This is a genomic window from Peptoniphilus timonensis JC401 (assembly GCF_000312025.1).
Taxonomy (GTDB): Bacteria; Bacillota; Clostridia; order Tissierellales; family Peptoniphilaceae; genus Peptoniphilus_A; species Peptoniphilus_A timonensis.
The window spans coordinates 50,867-74,237 of record NZ_HE978596.1 but is presented as its reverse complement, the minus strand read 5'-3'; the positions used below and the strand labels follow the sequence as shown (position 1 = coordinate 74,237).

At 31.0% G+C, this 23,371-nt stretch carries 24 protein-coding genes, 1 tRNA gene, 1 other RNA gene and 3 pseudogenes; 19 read left to right on the top strand and 10 right to left on the bottom strand.

Annotation, left to right across the window (positions count from 1 at the left end):
* Nucleotides 1-30 precede the first annotated feature (30 nt).
* The 5 genes from HGPT_RS08755 to HGPT_RS07050 form a co-directional block, all read right to left on the bottom strand.
* A complete protein-coding gene (locus tag HGPT_RS08755) occupies nucleotides 31-501 on the bottom strand; it encodes a hypothetical protein (protein ID WP_051007903.1) in 471 nt (156 codons plus the stop codon).
* A 2-nt stretch (nucleotides 502-503) separates the two neighbouring features.
* Nucleotides 504-1,382, bottom strand: coding sequence for an AAA family ATPase (locus tag HGPT_RS07065; RefSeq protein WP_040542854.1), 879 nt, complete (start codon nucleotides 1,380-1,382; stop codon nucleotides 504-506).
* Between the two features lie 13 nt (nucleotides 1,383-1,395).
* Entirely contained in the window at nucleotides 1,396-1,716 is a 321-nt protein-coding gene (locus HGPT_RS07060) for a hypothetical protein (RefSeq protein WP_019139136.1), read from the bottom strand.
* Between the two features lie 54 nt (nucleotides 1,717-1,770).
* Nucleotides 1,771-3,225 (bottom strand): carbon starvation CstA family protein, encoded by a 1,455-nt coding sequence (locus HGPT_RS07055; protein ID WP_019139135.1) that lies wholly within the window; start codon nucleotides 3,223-3,225, stop codon nucleotides 1,771-1,773.
* A 318-nt stretch (nucleotides 3,226-3,543) separates the two neighbouring features.
* A tRNA-Pro gene (locus tag HGPT_RS07050) sits at nucleotides 3,544-3,620 on the bottom strand.
* 186 nt (nucleotides 3,621-3,806) lie between these two features.
* Here HGPT_RS07050 and HGPT_RS07045 point away from each other — a divergent pair.
* The 5 genes and pseudogenes from HGPT_RS07045 to HGPT_RS08920 all read left to right on the top strand — a co-directional run.
* Nucleotides 3,807-4,445: an HAD family hydrolase gene (locus tag HGPT_RS07045; protein WP_019139134.1), complete on the top strand. Its 639-nt coding sequence runs from the start codon at nucleotides 3,807-3,809 to the stop codon at nucleotides 4,443-4,445.
* The gene (locus tag HGPT_RS07040) at nucleotides 4,442-5,095 is read left to right on the top strand and encodes a VanZ family protein (protein ID WP_019139133.1); all 654 of its coding nucleotides are present in this window, start codon (nucleotides 4,442-4,444) and stop codon (nucleotides 5,093-5,095) included. The genes HGPT_RS07045 and HGPT_RS07040 overlap by 4 nt, the downstream gene beginning before the upstream one ends.
* Before the next feature lie 24 nt (nucleotides 5,096-5,119).
* Nucleotides 5,120-5,464: a transfer-messenger RNA gene (gene ssrA, locus HGPT_RS08925) on the top strand.
* A gap of 266 nt (nucleotides 5,465-5,730) precedes the next feature.
* Complete coding sequence (locus HGPT_RS07035; protein ID WP_019139132.1) at nucleotides 5,731-5,952, top strand: type II toxin-antitoxin system RelB/DinJ family antitoxin; 222 nt, start codon at nucleotides 5,731-5,733, stop codon at nucleotides 5,950-5,952.
* 41 nt (nucleotides 5,953-5,993) lie between these two features.
* A pseudogene (locus tag HGPT_RS08920) lies at nucleotides 5,994-6,224 on the top strand (type II toxin-antitoxin system YafQ family toxin); the annotation flags it as partial.
* A 141-nt stretch (nucleotides 6,225-6,365) separates the two neighbouring features.
* On the opposite strand, the gene HGPT_RS07030 reads toward HGPT_RS08920, so the two are convergent.
* Nucleotides 6,366-6,782 (bottom strand): hypothetical protein, encoded by a 417-nt coding sequence (locus HGPT_RS07030; RefSeq protein ID WP_019139131.1) that lies wholly within the window; start codon nucleotides 6,780-6,782, stop codon nucleotides 6,366-6,368.
* Between the two features lie 47 nt (nucleotides 6,783-6,829).
* Here HGPT_RS07030 and HGPT_RS10155 point away from each other — a divergent pair, with 47 nt between their 5' ends.
* From HGPT_RS10155 to HGPT_RS07010, 5 genes and pseudogenes are all read left to right on the top strand, one after another.
* Nucleotides 6,830-7,327 carry an MBL fold metallo-hydrolase gene (locus HGPT_RS10155; RefSeq protein WP_245544185.1) on the top strand — a complete coding sequence of 166 codons (498 nt, stop codon included), beginning with the start codon at nucleotides 6,830-6,832 and terminating at the stop codon, nucleotides 7,325-7,327.
* Nucleotides 7,308-7,826: an MBL fold metallo-hydrolase gene (locus tag HGPT_RS10150; RefSeq protein ID WP_245544184.1), complete on the top strand. Its 519-nt coding sequence runs from the start codon at nucleotides 7,308-7,310 to the stop codon at nucleotides 7,824-7,826. The genes HGPT_RS10155 and HGPT_RS10150 overlap by 20 nt, the downstream gene beginning before the upstream one ends.
* Nucleotides 7,827-7,907: 81 nt before the next feature.
* Nucleotides 7,908-8,881, top strand: a pseudogene (gene folP, locus HGPT_RS07020) (dihydropteroate synthase).
* Between the two features lie 53 nt (nucleotides 8,882-8,934).
* Nucleotides 8,935-9,907: pseudogene (gene pta / locus HGPT_RS07015) on the top strand (phosphate acetyltransferase).
* A 126-nt stretch (nucleotides 9,908-10,033) separates the two neighbouring features.
* Complete coding sequence (locus HGPT_RS07010) at nucleotides 10,034-10,810, top strand: ADP-ribosylglycohydrolase family protein (RefSeq protein ID WP_040542850.1); 777 nt, start codon at nucleotides 10,034-10,036, stop codon at nucleotides 10,808-10,810.
* Nucleotides 10,811-10,909: 99 nt separating this feature from the next.
* Here the strand turns inward: HGPT_RS07010 and HGPT_RS07005 are convergent, their stop codons facing one another.
* The 3 genes from HGPT_RS07005 to HGPT_RS06995 all read right to left on the bottom strand — a co-directional run bounded on the left by HGPT_RS07005 (nucleotide 10,910) and on the right by HGPT_RS06995 (nucleotide 13,525).
* Complete coding sequence (locus HGPT_RS07005) at nucleotides 10,910-11,764, bottom strand: S41 family peptidase (RefSeq protein WP_172633948.1); 855 nt, start codon at nucleotides 11,762-11,764, stop codon at nucleotides 10,910-10,912.
* A 650-nt stretch (nucleotides 11,765-12,414) separates the two neighbouring features.
* Nucleotides 12,415-12,972 carry a chromate transporter gene (locus HGPT_RS07000; protein WP_019139128.1) on the bottom strand — a complete coding sequence of 186 codons (558 nt, stop codon included), beginning with the start codon at nucleotides 12,970-12,972 and terminating at the stop codon, nucleotides 12,415-12,417.
* Nucleotides 12,965-13,525, bottom strand: coding sequence for a chromate transporter (locus HGPT_RS06995; RefSeq protein ID WP_019139127.1), 561 nt, complete (start codon nucleotides 13,523-13,525; stop codon nucleotides 12,965-12,967). The genes HGPT_RS07000 and HGPT_RS06995 overlap by 8 nt, the downstream gene beginning before the upstream one ends.
* A gap of 78 nt (nucleotides 13,526-13,603) precedes the next feature.
* Here HGPT_RS06995 and proC point away from each other — a divergent pair, with 78 nt between their 5' ends.
* The 9 genes from proC to HGPT_RS06950 all read left to right on the top strand — a co-directional run bounded on the left by proC (nucleotide 13,604) and on the right by HGPT_RS06950 (nucleotide 22,953).
* Nucleotides 13,604-14,368, top strand: coding sequence for a pyrroline-5-carboxylate reductase (proC, locus tag HGPT_RS06990; RefSeq protein ID WP_019139126.1), 765 nt, complete (start codon nucleotides 13,604-13,606; stop codon nucleotides 14,366-14,368).
* Between the two features lie 9 nt (nucleotides 14,369-14,377).
* Nucleotides 14,378-14,944, top strand: a complete 567-nt coding sequence (locus HGPT_RS06985) for a DJ-1 family glyoxalase III (protein WP_019139125.1) — start codon at nucleotides 14,378-14,380, stop codon at nucleotides 14,942-14,944.
* Nucleotides 14,945-15,151: 207 nt separating this feature from the next.
* Entirely contained in the window at nucleotides 15,152-16,300 is a 1,149-nt protein-coding gene (locus HGPT_RS06980; RefSeq protein ID WP_019139124.1) for a cation diffusion facilitator family transporter, read from the top strand.
* Between the two features lie 9 nt (nucleotides 16,301-16,309).
* A complete protein-coding gene (gene trkA, locus HGPT_RS06975; protein WP_019139123.1) occupies nucleotides 16,310-17,710 on the top strand; it encodes a Trk system potassium transporter TrkA in 1,401 nt (466 codons plus the stop codon).
* A complete protein-coding gene (locus tag HGPT_RS06970) occupies nucleotides 17,700-19,154 on the top strand; it encodes a TrkH family potassium uptake protein (RefSeq protein WP_019139122.1) in 1,455 nt (484 codons plus the stop codon). Before trkA ends, HGPT_RS06970 begins: the two co-directional genes overlap by 11 nt.
* Nucleotides 19,154-20,521, top strand: a complete 1,368-nt coding sequence (locus HGPT_RS06965) for an NAD-binding protein (RefSeq protein WP_019139121.1) — start codon at nucleotides 19,154-19,156, stop codon at nucleotides 20,519-20,521. The genes HGPT_RS06970 and HGPT_RS06965 overlap by 1 nt, the downstream gene beginning before the upstream one ends.
* A gap of 4 nt (nucleotides 20,522-20,525) precedes the next feature.
* On the top strand, nucleotides 20,526-21,197 hold the full coding sequence (locus HGPT_RS06960) for a uracil-DNA glycosylase (RefSeq protein WP_040542847.1): 672 nt from the start codon (nucleotides 20,526-20,528) through the stop codon (nucleotides 21,195-21,197).
* A 122-nt stretch (nucleotides 21,198-21,319) separates the two neighbouring features.
* Nucleotides 21,320-22,093, top strand: a complete 774-nt coding sequence (locus HGPT_RS06955; protein ID WP_019139119.1) for an alpha/beta hydrolase family protein — start codon at nucleotides 21,320-21,322, stop codon at nucleotides 22,091-22,093.
* The gene (locus HGPT_RS06950; protein ID WP_019139118.1) at nucleotides 22,093-22,953 is read left to right on the top strand and encodes a polyphosphate kinase 2 family protein; all 861 of its coding nucleotides are present in this window, start codon (nucleotides 22,093-22,095) and stop codon (nucleotides 22,951-22,953) included. Before HGPT_RS06955 ends, HGPT_RS06950 begins: the two co-directional genes overlap by 1 nt.
* Before the next feature lie 127 nt (nucleotides 22,954-23,080).
* Here HGPT_RS06950 and rd read toward each other — a convergent pair whose 3' ends face one another.
* Nucleotides 23,081-23,242: a rubredoxin gene (gene rd / locus HGPT_RS06945; RefSeq protein WP_019139117.1), complete on the bottom strand. Its 162-nt coding sequence runs from the start codon at nucleotides 23,240-23,242 to the stop codon at nucleotides 23,081-23,083.
* Nucleotides 23,243-23,371 lie beyond the last annotated feature (129 nt).

Below are 23,371 nucleotides of genomic sequence, written 5' to 3'. Positions count from 1 at the left end.
AATTTTTATCAATAGTGTCATCGTCTAACTTTAAATTTTTATATATTTTTTCTTTTTTGAATTTAATTTATAAGTTCTTCCCAAAATTCCATTAACTTTTTTTATTTGCATGTGGAAAAATAAGTTTTCTTTAAGTGCCAAATTTTTCCTTTGTAAATCGTACTTGTCTTCCAAAAATTTTTGAGCATAGTTTTTTCTTAGAGATTTTAAAACTTTTCTAGAGCCAACTTCTCTCTTATAAATAAAATCTTCCAAGATAAAAATTGCAAACATATCAAATTTATTTCTATAAAAATTGTATTCCCAATTTGAAAATAATTTTTCGAGCTTGTCACTGCCAAAATATTTTGCAGATAGTCCAAGGATTAAATTAATATAAAAGTCGGGATTACCAGAGAGGTCTTCGCCAGTGATAAAAGGTTCGCTGTCATAGTCCATGGATCCATCCCAGATTATATTTTTTATTCGATTTTCTTGAAATTTTGAATTTTTATTTGTCATAGTCACTTTATAAAAATATCTTCATACAATAAATTTTCTTCAAATCTGGTTTTTATTAAATCTTTTAAAATTTCTTCTTCATAGGGATCAAATAGTTTATTAGAAAGGGTAAGTTCAAGTGAAGAATTTAGACTAAGATCTTCTTTTACAAGGTCAATTGCATCAAAAATTCCCCTAAGATCTGGTGAGTTTCTAGAAATTTCTCCTGCTTCTGCCTTTAATTTTAAATCATAGAAAAAAGATGAGATGTCATTAACATATTCTACTTTCATATTGGGATATTCTTTTTGTATTAAAGTAAAGAGCCTTTCTTTGGAGATGAGGGGCATTTTTATTATTACAAAACGAGATAGGAGAGCTTCGTTTAATTCTCTCGTTCCTTCATAGCCATAATTCATAGTGGCAATAAATCTAGTGGCAGGATGAAGTTTTATAATGTCATAGCCCGGTATATCTATTAGTCTTCTGTAATCGAGGATGGAGTGGAGGACTGCCATTGCTTCGTTTTTTGCCATATTTATTTCATCTAGGACAAGAAAACCACCACAGTTTGCCGCTTTTGTTATGGGGCCTTCACGAAAAAGGACATTTCCATTTTTTAGGGTGTCATCACCTATTAAAACGGAGCTGTCAATATTTATGTGAAAGGACAAATTCCAAAGAGGTCTTTTAAAAATATAGGCTAGATTTTCTGCCAGTACATTTTTACCAGTTGATTTATCGCCAACAAGGAGAATATTTTTGCCTGCCAAGATGGCAGAAATTGCCTGATTTAAAATTTCGTCACCAGAATAAAAAAAGTGTGGGTCAGGGATTCTATTTTTATATTTTTCATCTAGTTCATAATTATTTATAAAGTCTTCTATTTTTGAGTTTTTCATTTTATCACTTTTGTCATTTTTCAATTGAATTTATTTCATTTTCCACATATAATTTTTTGAAGTTTCCAATTCCAACTGCAGATATAATAATCTCTGTGTCCTCTTTTCCCTTTAGGTATAGTTCAATAGTTGGGTTGTAAAAAATAGATATACCAGAAACTTCTACTTTTTTATATCTACTTGTATCTTCATTTTCTTTTGTGCTTACGTCAAAATCATAAGTTCCCACGCTACAACAAGATGCCTTTACATCGACATCTGGATTTACAAATATTTTATCAATGTTTTTCTTTTTAAGATAATTTAAAGCCTTATCTTTTAATATAAAGTTCATAAAACCTCCTAATAAAAAAAGGTGGCATATTCCAGCCACCCTTCATTTAAACAATTAATCTAATTTTATAGATTCAATTCTAGTTTTATTTTTCTTACCAGTTTTTATTACAAAGTATGCATATAGAGCTGCTATAATAGCTGCTGCTGGGTATGCAACAGAGAAAGGTAAGCCAAGTCCAAGTTTTTTAACACTTATAATAAATGAGAATACTATAAATGTATAGAAAACACCTGGGATTAAAGTGATTAAATAATTTTTATTATTGTTAATCAAATAAATAGTAGCTACTGCAAGTGCAAAAGTTGCTACAAATTGGTTTGTGAAACCAAAGTATCTCCAAAGCATATTAAATCCATTAGGATTAGATTTTGCAAAGAATAGGATTGCTATTGCAGGAATAAATAAAACTGCAGCTAGTCCAGCTCTTTTTGCTCCAGATTTTTGGTCGATATTTAATTCTTCAGAGATAATTAGTCTAAGAGATCTAAAGGCAGTATCACCAGATGTGATAGGAAGTGCAATAACACCAAGAACTGCAAGTAGTCCTCCAACATTACCCATAAAGTATTTAGAAATTTCGCCAACCATTAGTGTACCAGCTGTATCTAGTGGAGCTTTTCCAGTTGAGAAAATTACCATTGCACCAGCTGCCCAAACCATAGCTATAAAACCTTCAGCAATCATTGTAGAGTAGAAAGTTGACTTAGCTTCTGATTCTGACTTAACAGTTCTTGATACAAGTGTAACTTGTGAACCGTGGAAACCTGATAAGATACCACAAGCAACTGTAATAAAGAATGATGGTATAAATCTTTGTCCAAGTGGGTGTTCAGCAAGTAGTCCTGCATTTGCAAAAGCTAAATCGCCAGAACCTTTTACAAAGATTCCAATAAATACACCAATAGCAGAGATAATTAAAAAGGCACCAAATAGTGGATAAATTCTACCGATTAATTTATCAATAGGTAAAATAGTTGAAAGGATGTAGTATAGGAAAATAACTCCATAAATAATCCAAATAACATTTGAATCTACTCCAACCTTTAAAATATCATTTGCGATTAAGTCACCAGGAGTGTAGACAAAAACTACACCAGTTAAAAGAAGTAAGATTGCAATAACAATATTGTAAAATTTACGAACTCCATCGCCAATATATTTACCAACTAGTTTAGGAACTTGAGATCCACCATTTCTCATAGAAATGAAACCTGTCATGTAATCATGAACTGCTCCTGCAAGCACACAACCAATAGGAATTGCAAGAAATGCAATTGGTCCAAAAAGAATACCTTGAATAGGTCCTAGGATAGGTCCAGTACCTGCGATGTTTAATAAGTTAATGAGCCAGTTTTTCTTTTCGCTCATTACTACATAGTCAACTCCATCAGCTTTTTTAACAGCTGGAGTTTCTCTGTCGTCTGGTTCTAATTGACTTTCTACATATTTAGAATATAAAAATCCACCAGCAAACAGAATTATAAGTCCAATAATAAATAGTAACATATAAATCTATAACCTCCTTTACTTTTATTATTCTCAGCTCAATTATAGAACAAGTAAAGAATAATTACAAGATAAAAGCATCTAGCAATTTCAATAGATAAATCGTTTGCATAAAAATTTTTAAAAATAATTTACAAAAAATATTAAAAATTTACAGAATTTAGATTATATAATTAAAAACTTTTTTTAATAAGAAAATAGCTATAGACCTTTAAAGGAAATTGTAAAATATCTTTTTATTCTAAATAAGAAATTTTGATTTTAAAGTCTAATAAAAATAAGCAAAAAAAAAGAAGGATAAACCTTCAGATAAAAAAATGGTCGGGGTGAGAGGATTCGAACCCCCGGCCCCATGGTCCCAAACCACGTGCGCTACCAAACTGCGCTACACCCCGACGAGGTACACAAAATGTGAATTTCTTATATATTATTTTCGAACAAATATTATTATAGCATGAAAAAAATATTTGTCAAAGCTTTTTTACAAAAAATTTAAAAATCAAAGGCTAATGGAGTCATTATACTTGAAATCTACTAAAAATACAACTAAAATGGTATTATTATGGGAAAAAGGAGGTAACATGAAGGCTATTATATTTGATTTAGACGGAACTTTAGTTGATTCTATGGGATATTGGCGAAGTGTTTCTCGTGACTTCATGAAGACCAAGGGAATAGATATAGAAGATGCAGTTCAGCATAAGATGACAACTATGAACCTAGATGCTTCACTTAAATATTTAAAAGAATACTATAATTTGGAAGAAAGTTTTGATGAACTAATGAGTGGTTTTAGCAAAACTGTAGAAGATTTCTATGCCAATAAGGTGGATTTAAAAGAAAATTGTCTAGAAATTTTAAAATACTTTAAGGATCAAGGTAAAAAAGTTGTAATTGGGACTTCAACTACAGATCACTTTGCAAATATAGTTATAAAAAAATATGGAATAGATAAACTTGTAGATGGACTTTACACTGCCGATTCTGTTGGACATTTAAAGGCTGAAGAAGAATTTTATCTATCCATTGCCCACTCTCTTGGGGAAAAATCAGAAGAAATTCTCTTAGTTGATGATTCATATTTAGCACTTAGAACTGCAAAAAGAGCAGGTCTTAAAACTGCTGGGATTTATGATGAAAACTCCAAGGAAACCTGGAAGACTATTGTAGAAGAAAATGAAAATTCTCTTGAGAATTTAATAGACCTAAAAAAATTATGAGATTATTTTTATTTTTTGCGGCAAGAACTATTCCAGCCTTTATAATTACCTTTGTTGTCTTTTCTCTCATAAGAGTTAAATTTTTTTCCGACAGAAAGAAAAATTCCACTGGATTTAGAGAATTTTTACTAAGTATTTTTGCGGCTTACATAGCCTTTCTTGTAATAATGCTTTTCACACCAAATTCCTATATAGCAAATTCTGGCATAAACTTGACAAACGAAAACTTTGATTTTGTTGGAAATTTTAAAGATAGGATAAATTCTGGAGCTTGGGGTGTAAACTTTGTGCCCTTTAGAACTATGAAAAACTATGTAAAATATTCTGGATTTTTACACACACTCACAAATATTTTTGGAAACATCTTAATTTTCATACCCTATGGAATTTTAGTAGCAGAGATTTTTCCAAAATTCAGGAAGCTATCAAAAATATTTTTATTGAGCTTTGCAACTTCTTTTTTTGTAGAATTTATCCAGTTTTTTATAGGAAGGTCTGTGGACATAGACGATTTAATGTTAAATGTAGTTGGTTCTATTATGGGTTATTTAATTTGGAAGAAGTTTCTTAGATATAAATTTGCAAAGAAAAAGAGAAGAAAAATAAGAAAAGCTAGAAGCCCTAAAATTGACAAAGACACGAGGATTTAGTATAATTTTAGTCTAAGTAAATATGGGGGCGAAAATGGTTTCGACGGGGATTTTGAGCTTAAAGTAGCGAGTCGTTGATGGATCACACAACGTAAAAATGGTCTATTAAAAAATAAACGACGAAAATAATTTCGCACTAGCTGCCTAATTTAGGTAGCAATCCGGCCAGACACCGCGAACTGTAACCGGGTTTCAAATTAGCGGGCAAACGAACTCTGTGATGCGTCATAGCAGAGGGGGTTTATGGCGATACCCTGTATGAGTTTGACACTCTAGTAATACAGGGGAAAATTAAAGAGGAGTCTGCACTCGGAGAATCTTTCTGTAAGAGGTCTTCGGACGTGGGTTCGACTCCCACCGCCTCCACCAAATATTTTTAGATAAATTAAATAAATTGTCTAAACTTAGCCATTCCTTAGGGGATGGTTTTTTTATTTGCCTTGACAATTAACTATATTTAACCGTATTTGACGCTAATTTCCCACACAAAGTCCCCACACGTTTTTTGGTGAATATCCACTGATAATAATTTCAGATTTTAAATTTCATTATTTATTTTTATATAAATATCCAGGTAATATCATTGACAATTGCATGCAAGATGATATTATATAACTTATAAAGAGGGTGCTATTATGGCAAATGTAAATTTAAATATTAGACTTGATGAAAATTTAAAAAATGATTTTTCCAGGATATGTGATTCCATGGGAATGAGCATGTCTACTGCTTTTAATATTTTTGCAAAAGCTGTTGTGAGCGAAGAGGCTATTCCTTTTAAAGTAAAGGCAGGTAATCCTATTGTAGCTGAATTTGATAGTGTTGATGATTTTAAAGATTATGTAGACAAGTTATGAGAAAAATTAAAGTTAGGAAGAGTTTTTAAAAAGATTTAAAGAGAATTAAGAAAAGTGGAAATTTTAATCTTGAAAAACTTTATGAGATTGTAGATAAATTAGCTAAAGGCATCACATTAGAAGAAAGATATAGGGATTATAAATTAAGTGGCAATTATGAAGGAGTAAGAGAATGTCATATTAGCCCAGATTGGCTACTTATTTATGAAATTAGAGATGATGAACTTGTTCTTGTTTTAAATAGGACTGGTTCTCACAGCGATTTATTTTAATAGTATTTTTAAACACTCAATTGAGTGTTTTTTATTTGCCTAATTTTATTCGCAAAAAAAGGACTTAATCTATTCTAAGTCCTTTTAAGATTTAAACTAGTCTAATAAATTTATAAGTCTAGTTTTATATTTTTAATAATTTTATGAAGACTGTAATAGTCTCTCGTACTCTTCTATTAATTCTTCTGGTATTACAAAATTAAAATAGCCTCCTGATTTTGACAGAAATAGGTACATTATACCTAGACTTGTGAATTTTTTCATGTTTATGTAGACATTTTCGTCTGTGTAGTCTACTGCTCCGTTGTAAAAATCGTAAAAAGATTTATGCTCTTTTTCTGAAAAATTCATAAGTGTGTTTTTAAATTCTGACAAAATCACTTTATGAATTTCATCTATTTCTTCTCTATCCCCAAGACCACTTAGGTCCAAATCATAGGAAGATGCTATGAGCTTTCTTTGGTCCTGGTCTAAATTTTCTATAATGGGGTATAATTTATCAATAGGTAGTTTGTTAATGGTTTCAACTTTAAATAGTTTTAATAAAAAATCGCTCATAATTCACCTCGTATTTATTATACATTAAATGAGCGAAGGGAGGAAATATGTCTAGTATTAAAAAACTTTCTGAAGGTGTTTATTGTAAAATCATTCCTCTTAGGGGTAATCCTTTAAAGAGTATTAATATTTACATGGTCAAGTCTAAAGGCGAAGCAATGATTGTGGATACCGGTTTTAATACAGAGGAAATTAGAAACGAAATGCTCTCTTTTATAAAGGAAATGGATGTAGATCTCAATAAGACAATTTTATTTTTAACTCATCTTCATTCAGATCACACTGGTCTAGCTTCTTGGTTCTCAGAAGAACTTGGTGTTGATATCTACATGGGAGATATTGACTATCGCATGATGTCTTCTTTCGCCAATGCCGATTCAAAGAGATGGAAGGAAGTTATGAAGATAGCTCACATGCAGGGTCTTGATGGAGGTAATTTAAAAATAGAAGAACATGCAGGTTTTGTTTATAGACCTAAGAAAGAGTTTCCTTATATTTCTTTTAATCCAAATTATGTCTTGAAGGTTGGAGTATTTTACCTTTAAGGGAATGGATTTCTCTGGTCACACTCCTGGTATGGTTGGACTTTATGAAGAGGAAAGAAAGATTTTATTCTGTGGAGACCACCTTTTGGGTGATATAACTCCAAACATTACTTTTTGGAATTTTACTGTAGGAGATAGTCTTGGAAGATATCTTAAAAATATTGAAAAATTAAGAGAACTTCCAATTGATCACTTGTATTCATCACACAGGGCATTAATAGAGGATATTCCAAAAAGAATTGATGAATTAAAAAATCACCACAAACATAGAGTTGATGAAGCTCTAAAAACTTTAAAGGAAAATGGAAAATGCACTGTTCGTGACATTGCAATGAATATGTCATGGGATATGAGGGCTAAGGATTTTTCTGAATTTCCAAATACACAAAAGTTTTTTGCAGCAGGTGAAGCTCATGCTCATCTAGAGTATCTTAGAGCAGAAGGAAAAGCTGATTATGTTAAGGACCAAGACGGAGTTCTTTGGTATTATGCAAAATAAATTGTATTTGATTTAAAAACTTAGAAGACATAAAATGTTTATAGGATAAATATTTATTAAAAATGAGAGCTGGAGTGAATAATGGAAAATTTAGTTTGTAAGTACAAGGATAAAACTTTAGAAAGTGGCAAAGAAACAATTTTATGTGGAATTGTCAACGTGACACCAGATTCATTTTCTGATGGTGGATTGTGGTATGGAAAAGACAAGGCAGTAAATAGAGCACTTGAATTAATTGAAGCAGGTGCTGGCATGATAGACATTGGTGGAGAATCAACTAGACCTGGCTCTACTTATGTAGATATCAAAGAAGAAATCGAAAGAGTTGTGCCAGTTATAAAGGAATTAAAAACTAAGACTGATATTCCTCTTTCTATTGACACATGGAAAGCTGAAGTAGCAAAGGCAGCTATTGAAGCAGGAGTTGACTTTGTAAATGACATAACAGGTTTTATGGGAGATCCTAAGATGGCAGAAGTTGTTGGCAAAAGCGATGTAGGTGCAATATTAATGTTTAATCCAAAGATTGCAAGACCAAATCACAAGTCCAGTGCAAATTTCCCACCTTTTGGAGGAGAAGGGGCTTTCACAGAAGAAGAACTAAAATCCTTCGAAGATATGGATATAGTTGAAGTAATGAAAAAATATCTAAAAAAATCACTTGAACGTGCAGAAAAAAATGGCATTGAAAGAGAAAGGATAATGCTTGACCCAGGCATTGGATTTGCTCTTACAAAAAAGAAAACTTAAAATTAATTGATAAAATTGATGCCATAAGAGAAATGGGATGTTTCACATTTTTAGGTGTTTCAAGAAAGAGATTTATAACAAATATTTTAAGTGAAAACAATATTGACGCTGATGGCAACAATGAAGAAGGATTTGAAAATAGAGACGAAGCATCAGCTGCACTCACAACTATTGCAGCCTACAAGGGAGTAGAAGTTTTAAGAGTTCACACAATGAAGCATCACTTAATAGCAAAACTCGTTGCTGACTCAGTAAGACTAAACCAAGTAATAGAAGATGTAAATTTTAAAGCATATTCACTTTAAATTAATTTTCATAAGATATATAATAATATTTAACAATAACAAAGGGGGACATTATGTCATTAATAGAAGAATTAAAAGGAAAAGTAAGACAAGCAAAACCAGAAATAGTATTTCCAGAAGGCGATGACTCAAGAATTTTAAGAGCAGCTATTAGACTAAATAATGATGGAGATATTAAACCAATAGTTCTTGGAAACAAAGAAGAACTTCAAGCTCTTGCAGAAAAAAGAAGGCGTAGAACTTGGAAATCTTGAAATTCTAGATCCAGCTAACTATGAAGGAAAAGAAGAAATGGTTAAAGCTTTTGTTGAAAGAAGAAAAGGAAAAGCGACAGAAGCACAAGCAGAAGAAATCCTAAAAGATCACAACTATTTCGGCACAATGCTTATCTACATGGGAAAAGCAAAAGGACTTGTGTCAGGTGCAGCACACACAACTGCAGATACAGTTAGACCAGCACTTCAAATTATAAAAACAAAAGAAGGATACAAGAGATGTTCTGGAGCATTTATCATGCTAAGAGATGAAGAAATGTATCTAATGGCTGACTGTGCTATTAACATTGACCTAGACAAAGAAGGACTTGCAGAAGTTGCACTTGTATCAAACGAAACAGCAAGACAATTTGGCATGGATCCAAAGATTGCAATGCTTTCATTCTCAACTAAGGGATCAGCATCTCACGAAAGAGTAACAATGGTAGCAGAAGCAACAGAAATTGCAAAAGAAAAAAATCCAGAAATGGCAATAGATGGAGAACTTCAATTTGACGCAGCATTTGTAGAATCAGTAGCAAATAAAAAAGCACCAGGTTCAGAAGTTGCAGGTCACGCAAATGTATTTGTATTCCCTAACATTGAAGCAGGTAATATTGGATACAAGATTGCACAAAGATTTGGTGGATTTGAAGCAATAGGACCTATCCTTCAAGGACTTAATGCCCCAGTAAACGACCTTTCTCGTGGTTGCTCAGAAGACGAAGTATATTCACTAGCAATCATAACAGCAGCACAAGCAGTTCTTTAATAAATAAGTTAGGAATAAATAATATAGACTTAAAGACTTCCTTAGGGGAGTCTTTATTTTTTTGTATTTAATATATATAATTGATTTAATAATTTAAAAGTAAAGAAGGGGAGTTATTTTTTGCTTATGCTTAGAGATGCAATTTATGGTTTTGCTGTTGCTGATGCTCTTGGAGTTCCCTTTGAATTTAAAGAAAGAGGAACTTTTATATGCGATGATATGATTGGATTTGGTTCTTGGAATCAGGAAGCTGGAACTTGGTCTGATGACACCAGCATGACTCTTGCGACTTGCAAATCCATTAAAGATAAGAAAAAGATTGATATAGAAGATATAAGAAAAAATTTTAAGTCATGGCTATTTAATGATGAATTTACAGCTAATGGTGAAACTTTTGATGTAGGGATGACAACAAGGGACGCCTTAATGGAAGATCATGGAATAGATGATTTTTATGCCAATGGAAATGGATCTCTTATGAGAATTTTGCCCCTTGCCTTTACCGATGCAAGTGATAATGAAATTGAAGAAGTTTCTGGCATAACTCATGCACATGAAATTTCTAAAAAGGCTTGTTTAGATTATGTTCATCTTGCGAGAAAATTAATTGCAGGTGAAAAATTAGAAGATTTGGGATTTGGCGAAATAAAAAAGAAAAATGAAGATGAGATTCAGTCTACGGGTTTTGTTCTTCATACACTTGAAGCTTCTATTTGGTGCATTTTAAATACAAGTTCTTATAAAGAGGCAGTCTTAAAAGCAGTAAATCTTGGTGATGACACCGACACGACAGCAGCAGTTACAGGTGGACTAGCTGCTATTATCTATGGATATGATGAAATCCCAAGAAAGTGGATAGATAAGTTAAAGAATAAAAAATTAATTGACGATTGTTTGTTTTAAATAAAAAGTTAATCTAAAAATTTTGCTGCTAATAAATTATTAATTGTTATTAGCAGCAATTAAGGTTTATAAAATATTTTATTTTTATAATCTGGGAAATTAAAACTTATTCTCTTTTTTATTTATGTATTTTTCTAATTCAGAAATATTGTTGAAATATAAATCGGGATTTATACCTTTTTCCCAGATAGCTTTATTATTTTCATCAATTCTATAATCGACTTGAAATCTAACAATGAAATTTGAATTTGGTAGATTCAAAAATAATGGTTGAACAAATGGATTATTACCTTTAGAATTATTGCCACACAATGTTGCTAGTTTATTGAATTTTAAAAACTCTAAAAAGCCTTCTGCTGAGGAAGATGTATTTTTTCCATAAAATACATAAATTTCCCCTTTAAATAATTTATCGGTATACGTTGTGTTCAAAACACAATCAGCTTTAGACATTTCAACCAAATATTTAAAATTATTGTTAATTTTTAAATTGCTAGAGTTAATATTTTTAACAATATAGTCGGGTGATTTTTCAAAAAAATCTAAATAAGCTTTGACGAGTTTACCATCAAGAAACAAAGCTTTATCTTTTTTAGAGTACAATCTATTTTTAGGATACATATTTGTTTTAATAAAATTATCAATCCAATAATAATCGCTTCCCCCAATGCAATTGGAGAGATCTATTATTACACTTTTTTGACAATTATCTTCGTTTATTAAATTCTGCATAATTTTTAAATCTTTATTTTTTAATCTGTGATCAAAGGATTTTATACTTATTAATATAAAATTATCATCTTCTTGAAACTCAAGGTTTTTGTCATGATTTTTTGAATTTGTAAAAAAATTAATTTTAGAAAATTTATCTTTTTTGGATATGTACTTATAGGTATTGTAAGAATCTTGATTCAAAGAATTATTTATAGAAAATTTTGGAATAAAATTTTCCACACTTTTTAAATAATTAAGATCTTCAGCTCTTAGTAAATATAAATGACCCAAAGGTCCATTAGTAGAGCTGTAATTTTTCAAATAATTATCTATAAGGTTGTAAAAATGGTATAAATCCAAATCTTTTTTATTTGAAATTGATTCAACAGTTTCATTGTAAGACTTTTTAAGTTTTTCTTTTTATTAGCATCAATATGATAAGTTCCTGGGAAATTCTCTTCAATGGAACTCACCAAAAAATTAAAATCAGATAAAGCTTTATCTCTTGAAATTGTTCTTTTGTTGCTGAAATGAAAAAGTAAAAAATTAAAAGTAATAAAAATAATATTATAAGTGTTTTATTCCTTTTTAGTGACATATTTCGTACATATTGATGCAGACTCAAATATTATAATAATAATTGATAAAATTCAAATAATTTTTTTATCATTTTAAGTTTTAATTTTATGTATTAGATTAAAAACTAAATCTTTTGTCTGCTTAATATATCCTCCTTCAAATTATTTTACTTAATTTATAATGGTTAATCAAATTTGAACCAACTCATTTTTTAAAGAATAAAAAATTAATTGACGATTGTTTATTTTAAATAGTAAAGTTAAAAGTTTCTAAGAAAAAACTCCCTAGATTTTATTCTAAGGAGTTTTGTTTTACATTAGTGTTAAAGCATATTTAATTCCAATTCCAATTACTGCTCCAAGACCTATTAGTTTAAATAGGTCTACTTTTTTTAGGTAGAGGATGAAGCCAACTACAAAGGATATAAGTGCTGCAAGGCTAATTCCTGACAGCTTTAGTCCTTCGGGGAAGACTGATGACTGAAATAGTTTTAGGGTTGTTATAAATATTAATGATACAACTCCTGCTTTTATGCCAAGTAGGGAGTAGTCCATGATTTTAAATTTTTTGCCCTTGCTAAAGAGGAAATATCCCAGTATCATCATCAAAATAAATTGAGGAAGGACAAGTCCAGTTGTTGCAATGATTGATCCTATTATTCCATTTACATTTTGACCAACAAAGGTTGCTGAATTTATAGCTATTGGTCCTGGTGTCATTTGTGATATTGAGATTAAGTCTATAAATTCTCTTGTTGAAATCCAAGCATTTTCTTCTACAACGTATTTTGAAATTAGTGGTATTACTGCGTAACCGCCGCCAAAGGCAAAGCATCCAATTTTAAAGAAAATTAAAAATAAATTAAGCATTTTTGTATCTCTCCATAACGCTAAAATAAGATATTCCTGCAAGTGCACAGAATAGAATTATTAGTCCTGTGTTTATTTCTGTGAAAAAGGCAACTAAGAATACAAGAATTATCATAACAAGGCTAAAGCGTGGATTTTTCTTGTAAGATGAAATTCCCATGCGAAGAACAGTTATAAATAGGACTGCAGAAATTATTCCGCTTATGCCTTCTAAAGCTGCATTTATAAAAAAGTTCGATTTAAATTCTTGGTAGAAGTTTGAAATTATGGACAAAATTATTAAACAAGGAAGGGAGGATGCAATAAGACAAGTTATTGCTCCAATAGGTCCTTTTAAGTAATAACCTGTTAAGACAGAGCAGGAAATTGCCATAGCACCAGGTCCACCTTGGGAAATGGCGACTATATCCATCATTTTATCTTCGTCAATAAGTTTTAAATCAGAGACGAAAATATCTTTTATAACGGGCACAATTGTATATCCTCCTCCAAAGGTTATGGCATTTATTTTAAAAAATGTTAAAAATAACTTAAAAAGAGAAAATTTTTTCATGAAATCACCGCCTTAAATTATAGCATAAAAATGAAAATTTAAATAATTTCGTGTATAATCTAATTAAGGAGTGATGAGATGAAGATGGGAATTATAGGCCTTGGCAACATGGGCGCTGCCATGGCACACGGTCTTTTAAATAATGATATAGAAACTTATCTTTTTGACATGGATAAGAAAAAGAGAGAAGCTTTTAAAGATTTTGAAAAGGCAAATATTGTGGAATCAGAAAATGATGTTGTAAAAAATTCTGATGCAATTATTTTTACAATTAAACCCTTTGTTTATGCTGAAGTTCTAGAAAAAATAAAGGAAGATGTAGAAAATCAAATTATTATTTCAGTAACTTCAGCCTTTGATCTTAAAAAGCTTGAAGAAATTTTGCCTGGAAAAAAACTTATGATGGCTCTTCCAAATACACCTGCAAAGATTTTATCTTCAATGACAGGAATTTGTCCTGGAAAAAATATTTCAGAGGAAGAAGTAAAAGAAATAAGAGATATTTTATCTAACTTTGGTCAAACTGAAATTGTTGAGGAAAAAAATATTAAAATTTATGAAGCAGTTTCTGGTTGTATGCCAGCTTATGTTTACATGTATATTGAAGCAGCAGCTGATGCAGCGGTTTCTTATGGTATGCAAAGGGATATGGCTTATAGAGTTATTTCACAAGCAGTGGCAGGTTCTGCAAAGATGGTAAGAGAATCTGGACTTCACCCAGGAGAATTAAAGGATCAGGTTACAACACCAGCAGGAACAACTATTAGGGGAGTAAAATCTTTAGAAAAGGATGGTTTTAGGTCTGCAATTATAAATGCAGTGGATTCTATAATGAACAAATAGGAGGTCGTTATGAAAGATTTATTGGTATTTTTGGCAGAGGGTTTTGAAGAAATTGAAGCTCTAACAATTGTTGATGTTTTGAGAAGAGCAGATTTAAAAGTAGATACAGTATCAATTAAGGATAGACCAGAAGTAAAAGGCGCTCACGATATAAAGGTATTTGCTGATAAGATTTTTGATGAAATTAATATTGAAGATTATAGAGCCATGTACATACCAGGAGGTCAACCTGGTGCTACAAATCTAATGAATGACAAAAGAGTTCTAGAATGTGCCAATGTCTTTAACGATGAAGAGAAAAATGTAATTGCAATTTGTGCTGGTCCGCAAGTTCTTGATGTTGCGGGTTTATTAAAGGATAAAAAGTTCACTTGCTATCCTGGAGTGGAAAATAGGCTCAAGGCAGAAATTATTGTGGATGAAGCAATTGTTGAAGATAATAATATTATAACTTCTATGGGTCCAGCTCTTGCCATTCTTCTTGGCGTAAAGTTAGTTGAAGTATTAGGATCCAAGGAAAAGGCAGAAGAAGTTGCAGAAGCTTTACTTCTTCCAGAACTTAAAAAATTTATTTAAATTAATTTAAATATAAGCTAGAAAATGTGCCAGAAAGTCTGGTGCATTTTTTTATCTATAAATTATAAAATTAGTCAGGGGATTTTACTTTTTTTCTTTTCCTTTTATTACTAATATACTAGTGTTATAATGATTGTAACTGAGGAAATCTGTTTAAAGTGGGCTTTTAGCCTATTTTTATTTATAATTAAATTTTTTGGAGGATAAATGCTCGCAAAACTTATTTTAAAAAGGGGAAAGAGTGCCTATGGCTATGACAGGGCAAAAATCTCGAAAGAAACTTCATTTCTCGGACTTCTATCAAATATACTTGTAGCTGTCTTAAAAGTTATCTTGTATATTTTTACTGGGTCAATTTCAATTTTATCTGATGCAGTAAATAATATAACTGATTGCATTAGCTCTATTATTTCTATTATAGGTATAAGACTTGCTGCGAAACCAAGAGATAAGGATCATCCCTATGGACACGGCAGACTCGAATATTTGATTTCTCTTGTAGTTTCTGGTATCGTACTTTCCGTTGGTTTTCAATTTTTGAAAACATCAGTTGAAAAAATAATACATCCAGTGGAAATATCTTATCCAAAATCCACTATTGTGATTTTAATTTTAACTATAATAATAAAATTTTGGCAGGCTTCCTTATATTCAAATGTGGGAAGAAAAATTGATTCTGTGACTTTAAAGGCACAAGAAAAGGACTCATTAAGTGACACTCTCATAACTTCAGTTGTAATTATTTCTATAATAATAGAAAAATTCACAGGAAAGCTCCTAGATGGATATGTGGGACTTTTAGTTGCCTTGTTTATCTTATATACTGCCATTTCATTAATATATGAAACAATTTCAATTATATTGGGTCGAGGTCTTAGTGATGAAACAAAACACGAGATAAAGTCAAAAGTTTCAAATTATGACGGTATCTCCAATGTTCACAACATGATGGTGACAGATTTTGGTCCAGACAATATGATTGTAATTATTGATGCTGCTCTAGATTATAATTTGACCTTAGAAGAAGCTCATAATATTGTAGATAAAGTCGAAAGAGAGATATCTGATTTACTTGGTATAAAATTAATTATTCACGCCGATCCAAAGGGAAGCAGCAATGAAATAGTTAATTCTGTATCTTTGGCACTAAAAAAAATAATAAGAGAATCACTTAATATTTATTCTTTTCACGATATAGTTCTGGAAGATAATAAAATTTATATAGATATTGACTATAATGCTGATTCTGTAAAGACAGTACATGAAAAAGAAAATCTGAAAAGAGAGATAAGAGATAAATTGAAATCCATCTATCCCGATTATGAATTTGTGGTAAAACTTGATGCGATTTTTTAGGAGGAATATATGAAGGCTTTAGTTGTAGGCGCCGGAAAATTAGGCTATAGACTTGCAGCTTCACTACTAGATGAAGATTATGAAGTAACTGTAGTGGACAACAACGAAGATGTTATTGAAAATATATCAAATTCACTTGACGTTTTTAGTATTTGTGCAAATGCTTTGGATTTTGGCGTTTTAGAAGAACTTGATATTTCTCTATTTGATTATGTTGTTGCAACAACTACAAATGACGAAGCCAATGTAATACTTTGCACAATTTCCAAAAAACTTGGTGCGAAATATGCAATTGCAAGAGTAAGAGATCCTGAATATAGAAAGCATCTTGATTTTATATCAGAGGAACTAGAAATTGACAAGATAATAAATCCTGACAATGCAACAGCAAGGTCTATAGTTAAGTATTTGATGAAGAGATACCAACTTTATTCTGATGAATTTGCTGGTGGAAAAGTTTCTCTTGTTGAATTTAACATTGGAAATGATCCAAACTTTATAGATAGAAAGATTATGGATATTCAAAATATAAATGATTTATTAATTGCAGCAATTTCTAGAAATGGAGAAGCAATTATCCCAAATGGTCGTACTGTTCTAGAAGAAAATGATGTTATAATTCTTGCAGGAAAGTCTGAAAAAATAGAGCTTTTTGACAAGGATCACACAGGTGTAAATAGGACTAGGTCTCTTAGGAGTACAATGATCCTTGGTGGAGGAAAGACTGGACTTTACCTTGCAATGTTACTTTTAAAAGAAAATATAGATGTAACTATTGTAGAAATAAACAAGGAAAGATGTCTTGAGTTAAAGGAAATGGTTCCAGATGCCAATATTATAAATGGTGATGGAACTGACATAGCAATTCTCGAAGAAGAAATGGTCCACACTTATGATTCCTTTGTTGCAGCAACTGGAATTGATGAAGCAAATTTACTTATGAGTCTTGTGGCAAAGCAAAGTGGAATTTATAAGTCAGTTGCCAAAATTTCTAGGACAAATTATGACAAGGTCTTAGATAAACTTGACATTGATGCAGTTTTTAACACGTCTTATATAACTGCTGCAGAGATGCTAAAAGAAATTAGGGGAAAGAGTTCCCTTGCCCTACACCTACTTTTAAATGGTCAAGTTGAGTGTGTGGAACTTATGATAAAAGAAAAACAACTTGTCTGTGGAAAGGCTCTTGAAAAATTAAATCTTCCAGACGGAATATTAATTATTGCAATAATAAGGGATAACAAGATGCTAGTTCCAAATGGTAAGTCAGTTCTTGAATCAGGAGATAGAATTATTTTATTCTCTATGCACCAAGTAGCTCCAAGAGTTCAAAAGATTTTTTCATCTGAAGGAAAGTTAAAGGACGCAATAAAGTCAATTAAGAATCGAGGAAAGAAAGATGAATTATAAGCTGATTGCGAAAATACTTGGATATATTTTGTTAATAGAAACGGCCTTTATGACCCCATCTCTAGGTCTAAGCCTAGTAGAAAAGGATGGGTCCTCACAAGGTTTTTTAATCCCAATGGCTATAGCAGTTTTTTTGGGATTAATTTTAATTAATTTGAAAATAAAAAAGAGATCTCTTTCGCCAAGAGATGGAATTTTGACAGTAACAGCATCGTGGATATTGGTGTCAATTATTGGAGCAATTCCACTTTTTGTTTCTGCTGATATGACTTATGTAGATTCTTTTTTTGAAATAGTTTCTGGTTTTACTACAACAGGAGCTACAGTTATATCTGGCATAGAATCTTTTCCAAGATCTGTCGTACTTTGGAGATCCATAACTCACTGGATTGGCGGTATGGGGATTTTGGTTTTTACAGTAGGACTTTTGCCAAAACTTGGAGTTGGTGCTTTTCAAATTTTTAAGGCAGAATCACCAGGGCCTGTGGCAGGAAAAATAGAGTCAAGAATTTCTCAATCATCTAAAAGGCTCTACATAATTTATATTATTTTAACCTTAGCCCTATTTGTAGCCTTAAAAATTGCTGGAATGTCTATATTTGACTCATTAGTTCACGCTTTTGGTGTTCTTGGAACAGGTGGATTTTCATCTTACAATGATTCCTTTATGTCCTATGAAGGAAATGCAGTTCACTTTATTCTTTCAATTTTTATGTTTTTAAGTTCGACAAATTTTGTAATTTATGCTCTAATTTCTAAAAAGAAATTTAAGGAAGTTCGTCAAAACGATGAGTTGAAGCTTTGGATTTGTATAATTTTTGGATCAATTGTCTTAATAACAATAAACTTACTTTTAAATGGTTATACTTCAACTTTGATGGCTTTTAGAGATTCAGCCTTTCAAGTAACTTCAATTTCATCAACATCTGGTTTTGCCAATGCAGACTATGAATTGTGGCCAAGTTTTTCAAAGTTCATCTTGCTAATACTTATGTTATTTGGTGGTTGTGCAGGATCAACTGGCGGTGGAATAAAAATAACAAGAATTTCTATTTTGCTAAAATTAATTAAAAGAGAAATGAAAAGAGCAACTCACCCAAAGGCAGTTTTGCCAGTACTAGCAGATGGCAAGTCACTATCTGATGAAGTTGTCCTTGGAATAAATGCTTATCTTGGAACTTATTTTGTAATTGCTTTATTTTCTACAGCTATTGTAACTTTATCTGGAGTAGACGTAATTACAGGATTTTCTTCAGTGGCAACAACCTTATCCAATGTTGGTCCAGGATTTGGAGATATTGGTCCCACAAAGAACTTTTACTTTTACAGCGACTTTTATAAATTGTATTTCAGTGCACTTATGCTCTTAGGAAGGCTTGAATTCTTTACAATTTTGGCACTTTTCTCAAGGGGAAGACACAGAAAGGAAATTATTAAATTATAATGAAAATTTTAATTATAGGTTCAGGAAAAGTTGGATCAACTATTGCCAACACCCTAAGTCTTGAAAAATATGAAGTTGATATAGTAGATAGAAACGAAAAAAACTTTGAAAATATAACAAATACTGTAAATAAAATAAAGGCAGATGTTTTAGAAGAAACTTTTATTTTAAATAATGATTTAGAGAAGTATGATTATGCCATTATTGCTACAGACAGTGACAAGACAAATCTTATAATGGCATCTATATTTAAAGGTTTAGATGTAAAAATAATTCTTCGTCTTGATGAAATGGAAAATATTTCTGAAATAGGAATTATAAAAAACACTCTTCCCAATATTGTAAATATTTTTAATTTAAGTTTAGAAACTGCAAAACTTGTTACAAAATTAATTGGATCTTCTGATTATTATGAAGCAGATTATTTTGGCAAGGGAAAAATTGAAGTAACTGGTCACTATATTGATATGGATGAAGAATTTGAGAATCAAAAAATAAAAGACATTGGTTCTCTATCCACAATTCTAGTAGTTGGCGTCCTAAGAGAAGGGGAATTAATTGTACCAGATGGTGAAACAGTTTTAAAAACAGGAGATTATATTTATCTAATGGGGCTTTCCTTTGATATAAGGAATTTCAAACACGCTCACTTTGAAATCAAAGAAAAGAAAGACCAAAGGGATGTTGTTATTGCATCTGGAGATTATAATTTTAACAGGATGATCTCAAATCTTGACAATATAAATTTAAAAATAATTGAACCCAACAGAGAAAAATTTGAAGAATACAGAAGAAATTTAAATAGAGCTTTTGTTGTAAATAAAAAGCTGAGAAACGATAAAATTTTTAAAGAAGAAAATATTTCAAAAGATGGAGTATTTATTTCTATGACTGGATCAGATGAATTAAATATTGTTCTTGGTCTTTTAGCTAGAAATCATGGGATTTCTAAAAATATTATTATACAAAAGGACAACAATTACGATACAGTCTTAGAAAGTCTTGGGATTTATAGGGTAATAGATCCAAAAGTTATTGTTGCCAATGAAATAATAAAAGCCATAAATACTGACATGAAAGTTGCAGTCAACTATATGTTTGGTGGAAAGGCACAAGTTTATGAAATAAAAATCCCAGATGATTTTATTTACGTTGGCAAAAAATTGTCTGAAATTAACCTTCACAGAGAAATAATTATTGGAGGTATAATTAGGTTTGACAATTCAGCAGTAATACCAAGGGGAAATACTAGGATAGAAAAGGGCGACAGGCTCGTAATTTTCTCAACAAATGAGAGCAGAAAAGAATTGGAAGAATTAATCGATCCAAGCTTAAAGAAGAGCATCTTTGATTTCTTCAGGAGATGATTTTGTGAAAGAAATTTTTAAAAATGATTGGCAGGAAATCCTGCAAGATGAGTTTGAAAAAGATTATTACAAAGATCTAAGAAAACTTTTAATTGAAGAATATAGAAATTATAAAATTTTTCCAAAGGCAGAGGATATTTTTAATGCCTTTCACTATACTTCTTATAAAGATTTAAAGGTTTTAATTTTGGGACAAGATCCTTATCACAATGTGGGGCAGGCTCATGGACTTGCTTTTTCTGTAAAAGAAGGCATTAGGATTCCACCTTCTCTTAAAAATATTTATAAGGAACTAAATTCTGATTTAGGACTTGAAATTCCAAATACAGGTTATTTAAAATCATGGGCAGATCAAGGGATTATGCTTTTAAACACGACCTTAACAGTAAGAGCTCATCAACCAATGAGTCATTCAAAAATTGGCTGGGAAATTTTCACAAACGCTGTTATAGAAAAAATTAGTGAAAAAGAAGATCCAGTAGTTTTTATACTTTGGGGCAATCATGCAAAGGCCCGCAAAAAATTTATAAAAGATGGAAATCATCTAATTATAGAAGGACCTCACCCATCTCCACTTTCTGCAAATAGAGGATTTTTTGGATCTAGACCTTTTTCTAGAGCCAATGAATTTTTAAGAGAAAATGGAATTACTCCTCCAAGTTGGGAAGTTAAATAAAATTAAAAAATATTTTAGCAAAGAATTTTTGGTTTTATTAAATTCTTTGCTTTTTTATTGGAATTATCTTTACTCTTCAAGAAATTTTATATATCTTTGATATAATGTATTTGAGGTGAATTATGGAGTATTTAAAATCAAATTGTTCAGATATAAAAGAAATTAAAATTGGGGAAATTCCTCTTGTCATAATTGAACCTAAAGAAAAAACAAATAAGACACTTGTTTTTTATCATGGTTGGGGTTCAGATGTGGAAAGACAAATTTTTAGGGGCAATATTTTTGCTTCCTATGGATATAGGGTAATCCTTCCAGAAGCTCGCTATCACGGTGAAAGAAAAGATATAGATCTCGATTATGAAGATGAAGAAGTGGAAGGAAAATATATTTTAAAAGTCATCATGCACAACATCGAAGAAGCGCCTTCTGTTTTTAAATTTGTAGAAGAAAATTATCCTGGAACAGAAATTGCAGTTGGAGGTCACTCTATGGGAGCCATAACTGCCGGTGGTCTTTACGCCTTTAAAAAAGATTTGAAGATGGCATTTATCTACAATGGCATAAATAATTGGCATGAACTTGTAAGGGGTGTAAACGAGTTAAAAAATCAAGAAAAAATAGATGAAAGGGAATTTAGGATAAATGAATTTTTCCTAGATATGGATCCAATGGAAAGTCCAGAAGCCTTTAAGGATAGACCTATTGTACTTTACAATGGAAAAGATGATGACGTAATTGACCCATCTGGGCAAGAATCTTTTGCAAAAGAAATTGAAAAAGTTTATGAAGATAAAAAGCTTTTAGATTTTCAAATTTTTGAAATGACAGCTCATCAAGTTACTACTCAAATGATTGAATCATCAATTAAATTTTCTAAGGAAGTCGGGAGATTTTAATGAAAACAGAAAAATATTTAGTTAAGGAAAAGAAAAAACTAAACTTATATGATGTTCCAACTTCTTATAATGGAAAACTTGAAAAAAAAGAAGTTAAGAAAGTTTTAATTCCAAAAAACATTGAGATAATTAGAGAATTCCAGGAAAAGCTCTATGCAGAAAATAATCAATCACTTTTAATAGTTCTTCAAGCTATGGATGCTGCAGGTAAGGACTCCTTAATAAAAAATATAATGACTGGAGTAAATCCACAGGGCACAAAAGTTGTTTCTTTTAAAAAACCAAGTCAAAATGAATTGGACCACGACTATCTTTGGAGAGTGGAAAAAGAATTGCCTCCTCGTGGAGAAATTGGAATCTTTAACAGAAGTCATTATGAAGATGTCCTTGTGTCAAGAGTTCACAATTTAGTCTTAGATCAGCCTTTCCCAAAAAATTTAGTGACTAAGGATATATGGGAAAAAAGATTTGAAGAAATAAATAATTTTGAAGAGTATCTTTCAAATAATGGGACAAAAATTGTAAAATTTTTCCTCCATGTTTCTAAAGAAGAGCAAAAAGAAAGACTTATGGAGAGAATCGTAAGGCCAGAAAAAAATTGGAAATTTGCATCTTCAGATATAACAGAGAGAAAGTATTTTGACGATTATATGAAGGCTTATGAAGATGTTTTAATAAATACTTCCACAAAAATTGCTCCTTGGTATATTGTGCCAGCGGACAGAAAGTGGTTCTCGAGATATCTTGTTTCAGAAGTTATTGTTGAAAAATTTAAGGAAATGAATCCAAAATATCCTGAACTTTCAAAAGAAGAATTAGAAAGTTTAGACAAGTGGAAGAAAATATTGGAAGAAAATTAAAAATAAATATTTTATTTTAAAAAAGACTTCACTCATTTGAAGTCTTTTTTCTATATTTTTATCAACTATTGCATTTCATTTTTTAAAAATTCACAAAAAAAGAAGGCACAAGGCCTTCCTCAAGAAATTATTCAACTGGTTCGAAGTCTGATTTTTCAGCTCCACACATTGGGCAAACCCAATCTTCAGGTAGATCTGCAAATGCAGTACCAGCTTTAATTCCGTTTTCTTCGTCGCCTACTTCAGGATCGTAGATATATCCACAAAGTGTACATTCATATTTTTTCATGTTTATCTTCCTCCTAATAAAATTACTTGCTATGCAAGCTTATTATCATTATAACAAATTGATAAATATAATACAGTAAAAATTTAAAATTAATAAATCTCAATGTTTTGGAGTTTAAATGGACAAAGT

What these genes read in the sequence shown, in the direction of transcription:
- HGPT_RS06955 (WP_019139119.1), top strand. Translation starts at nt 21,320, where the DNA reads ATGGAGTATTTAAAATCAAATTGTTCAGATATAAAAGAAATTAAAATT.
- HGPT_RS06995 (WP_019139127.1), bottom strand. Translation starts at nt 13,525, where the DNA reads ATGAAAAAATTTTCTCTTTTTAAGTTATTTTTAACATTTTTTAAAATA.
- HGPT_RS07000 (WP_019139128.1), bottom strand. Translation starts at nt 12,972, where the DNA reads ATGCTTAATTTATTTTTAATTTTCTTTAAAATTGGATGCTTTGCCTTT.
- HGPT_RS06950 (WP_019139118.1), top strand. Translation starts at nt 22,093, where the DNA reads ATGAAAACAGAAAAATATTTAGTTAAGGAAAAGAAAAAACTAAACTTA.
- trkA (WP_019139123.1), top strand. Translation starts at nt 16,310, where the DNA reads ATGAAGGCTTTAGTTGTAGGCGCCGGAAAATTAGGCTATAGACTTGCA.
- HGPT_RS07010 (WP_040542850.1), top strand. Translation starts at nt 10,034, where the DNA reads ATGCTTAGAGATGCAATTTATGGTTTTGCTGTTGCTGATGCTCTTGGA.
- HGPT_RS07040 (WP_019139133.1), top strand. Translation starts at nt 4,442, where the DNA reads ATGAGATTATTTTTATTTTTTGCGGCAAGAACTATTCCAGCCTTTATA.
- HGPT_RS06980 (WP_019139124.1), top strand. Translation starts at nt 15,152, where the DNA reads ATGCTCGCAAAACTTATTTTAAAAAGGGGAAAGAGTGCCTATGGCTAT.
- HGPT_RS06965 (WP_019139121.1), top strand. Translation starts at nt 19,154, where the DNA reads ATGAAAATTTTAATTATAGGTTCAGGAAAAGTTGGATCAACTATTGCC.
- HGPT_RS06985 (WP_019139125.1), top strand. Translation starts at nt 14,378, where the DNA reads ATGAAAGATTTATTGGTATTTTTGGCAGAGGGTTTTGAAGAAATTGAA.
- HGPT_RS08755 (WP_051007903.1), bottom strand. Translation starts at nt 501, where the DNA reads ATGACAAATAAAAATTCAAAATTTCAAGAAAATCGAATAAAAAATATA.
- HGPT_RS07060 (WP_019139136.1), bottom strand. Translation starts at nt 1,716, where the DNA reads ATGAACTTTATATTAAAAGATAAGGCTTTAAATTATCTTAAAAAGAAA.
- HGPT_RS07030 (WP_019139131.1), bottom strand. Translation starts at nt 6,782, where the DNA reads ATGAGCGATTTTTTATTAAAACTATTTAAAGTTGAAACCATTAACAAA.
- HGPT_RS07035 (WP_019139132.1), top strand. Translation starts at nt 5,731, where the DNA reads ATGGCAAATGTAAATTTAAATATTAGACTTGATGAAAATTTAAAAAAT.
- rd (WP_019139117.1), bottom strand. Translation starts at nt 23,242, where the DNA reads ATGAAAAAATATGAATGTACACTTTGTGGATATATCTACGATCCTGAA.
- HGPT_RS07065 (WP_040542854.1), bottom strand. Translation starts at nt 1,382, where the DNA reads ATGAAAAACTCAAAAATAGAAGACTTTATAAATAATTATGAACTAGAT.
- HGPT_RS06970 (WP_019139122.1), top strand. Translation starts at nt 17,700, where the DNA reads ATGAATTATAAGCTGATTGCGAAAATACTTGGATATATTTTGTTAATA.
- HGPT_RS07045 (WP_019139134.1), top strand. Translation starts at nt 3,807, where the DNA reads ATGAAGGCTATTATATTTGATTTAGACGGAACTTTAGTTGATTCTATG.
- HGPT_RS07055 (WP_019139135.1), bottom strand. Translation starts at nt 3,225, where the DNA reads ATGTTACTATTTATTATTGGACTTATAATTCTGTTTGCTGGTGGATTT.
- HGPT_RS10155 (WP_245544185.1), top strand. Translation starts at nt 6,830, where the DNA reads ATGTCTAGTATTAAAAAACTTTCTGAAGGTGTTTATTGTAAAATCATT.
- proC (WP_019139126.1), top strand. Translation starts at nt 13,604, where the DNA reads ATGAAGATGGGAATTATAGGCCTTGGCAACATGGGCGCTGCCATGGCA.